Raw genomic sequence first — 2,045 nt, 5'->3', positions numbered from 1 at the left:
CGGTGACTCGCTGCTGGCGATGCGGCTCATCGCCCGGATCCGGGCGGTGTTCGACGCCGAGATCGGCATCCGGACGCTGTTCGCCGAGCCCACGGTCGCCGGTGTCGCGAAGGCCGTGACGGCGGGCACGGATCAGGCCCGTCCGCCGCTGACGGCCCGGCCCCGCCCCGACAGGCTGCCGCTGTCCTACGGGCAGCAGCGCATGTGGTTCCTCAACCGCCTCGAAGAGGCGGGCGCCTCGTACAACATGCCGTTCGGGCTGAGGCTGTCCGGTGCTCTCGACATCGCGGCGCTTGAGGCCGCCCTGCGCGATGTGGCCGACCGGCACGAGACCCTCCGCACCATCTACCCCGAGGCCGATGGAACCCCCTATCAGCTTCCCTTGGCGGACGGTCACCCCGAACTCGTGATCAGCCAGGCGGCCGGTGAGGACGAGCTCAAGGCCCTCTTGGAGGCCGACGCGGGCCGGGGCTTCGACGTGGAGTCCGAACTGCCGTGGCGGGTCCGGCTGGTGGTGCTCGGCGAGGACGAGTACGTCCTGCTCATGGTGGCCCACCACATCGCGGCCGACGGCCTGTCGATGGGCGTCCTGGCCCGCGACCTGGGTGTCGCGTACGCGGCGCGGCGGGAGGGGCGGGCTCCGGACTGGCCGGCGCTGCCCGTCCGGTACGCCGACTACGCGATCTGGCAGCGCGAGGTTCTCGGCGACGCCGACGACCCCGGCAGCGTCATGAACCGCCAGCTGAGCCACTGGCGGGAGGTGCTGCGGGGCCTGCCGGAGGAGCTGGCGCTGCCGACCGACCGGCCCCGGCCCTCGGTGGCCACGTTCGAGGGGGCGTCGGTGCCCCTGAACGTCGATGCCGAGACCCATGCCGGTCTGCTGCGGCTGGCGCAGCGCGGCGGCGCCACGGTGTTCATGGTGGTGCAGGCGGCGCTGGCGGCGGTGCTGGCGCGGCTGGGCGCGGGCACCGACATCCCGATCGGCACGGTGGTGGCGGGCCGGGGGGACGCCGCGTTGGACGGGCTGGCGGGGTTCTTCGTCAACACGCTGGTGCTGCGCACCGACGTCGGCGGCAACCCCTCGTTCACCGACCTGCTGGCGCGGGTCCGGGAGACCGACCTGGCCGCCTACGCCCACCAGGACCTGCCGTTCGAGCGGCTGGTGGAGGAGCTCAACCCGGCGCGGTCGCTGGTGCGGCACCCGCTGTTCCAGGTCATGCTCGCCTACGGCAACGTCCCGCCGATCCGGTGGGAACTGCCGGGCCTGGACGTGCGGCCGATGCAGTCGGACTCCCTGCCGCCGACGGTGGTGGGTGCCCGCTTCGACCTGTCCATCATGCTGGCCGAGCACGCGTCCGGGCTGGAAGGCATGATCCAGTACCCGACCGACCTGTTCGACGAGAGCACCGTCCGCGCGCTGGCCGACCGGCTGGTCCGGGTGCTGGAGCAGGTGGCCGCCGAGCCCGAAGCACCACTGGACCGGCTGGAGATCCTCGACCCCGCCGAGCGCGAACTGCTCATCGACGGCTGGAATGCGACCGCTCGGCCGGTGGCGGGTGGTTCGTTGGTGGATCGGTTCGCCGCGTGGGTGGTGCGTTCGCCGGGGGCGACGGCGGTGGTGGGTGCCGGTGGTTCGTGGACGTTCGCCGAGTTGGACGCGGCGAGCAGCCGGGTGGCGCATGAGCTGGTGGTTCGTGGTGTCGGGCGCGGTGATCTGGTCGGTGTGGTGGTGGAGCGGTCGCCGGAGCTGGTGGCGGTGTTGCTGGGGGTGTTGAAGGCCGGTGCGGGGTATGTGCCGGTCGATCCCGGTTATCCGTCCGCGCGGATCGCGCTGATGCTGGCCGACGCCCGCCCGGCCCTCGTGGTCTGCGCGGAGCGGACCCGGCCCGTCGTCCCCGACGGGACGCCGGCGTTCGTCCTCGGTGACCTGGACGCCCGGCCGGTCGCGCCGCCGAACGTGGCGGTGTCGGCCGACGACGTGGCGTATGTGATCTTCACGTCGGGTTCGGCGGGTGTGCCGAAGGGGGTGGCGGTCCGCCATGGCG

Annotated in this window: 1 protein-coding gene; it reads left to right on the top strand. The window is 72.9% G+C overall.

Annotation, left to right across the window (positions count from 1 at the left end):
- Nucleotides 1-19: 19 nt before the first annotated feature.
- On the top strand, nucleotides 20-2,045 hold a 2,026-nt coding region (locus tag ABD879_RS32465), incomplete at its 3' end, for a condensation domain-containing protein (RefSeq protein WP_345025617.1).

This window comes from Actinomadura keratinilytica (assembly GCF_039539665.1).
Classification (GTDB): domain Bacteria; phylum Actinomycetota; class Actinomycetes; order Streptosporangiales; family Streptosporangiaceae; genus Spirillospora; species Spirillospora keratinilytica.
The sequence above is the reverse complement of the archived record's forward strand: the minus strand, read 5'-3'. Positions and strand labels throughout refer to the sequence as shown.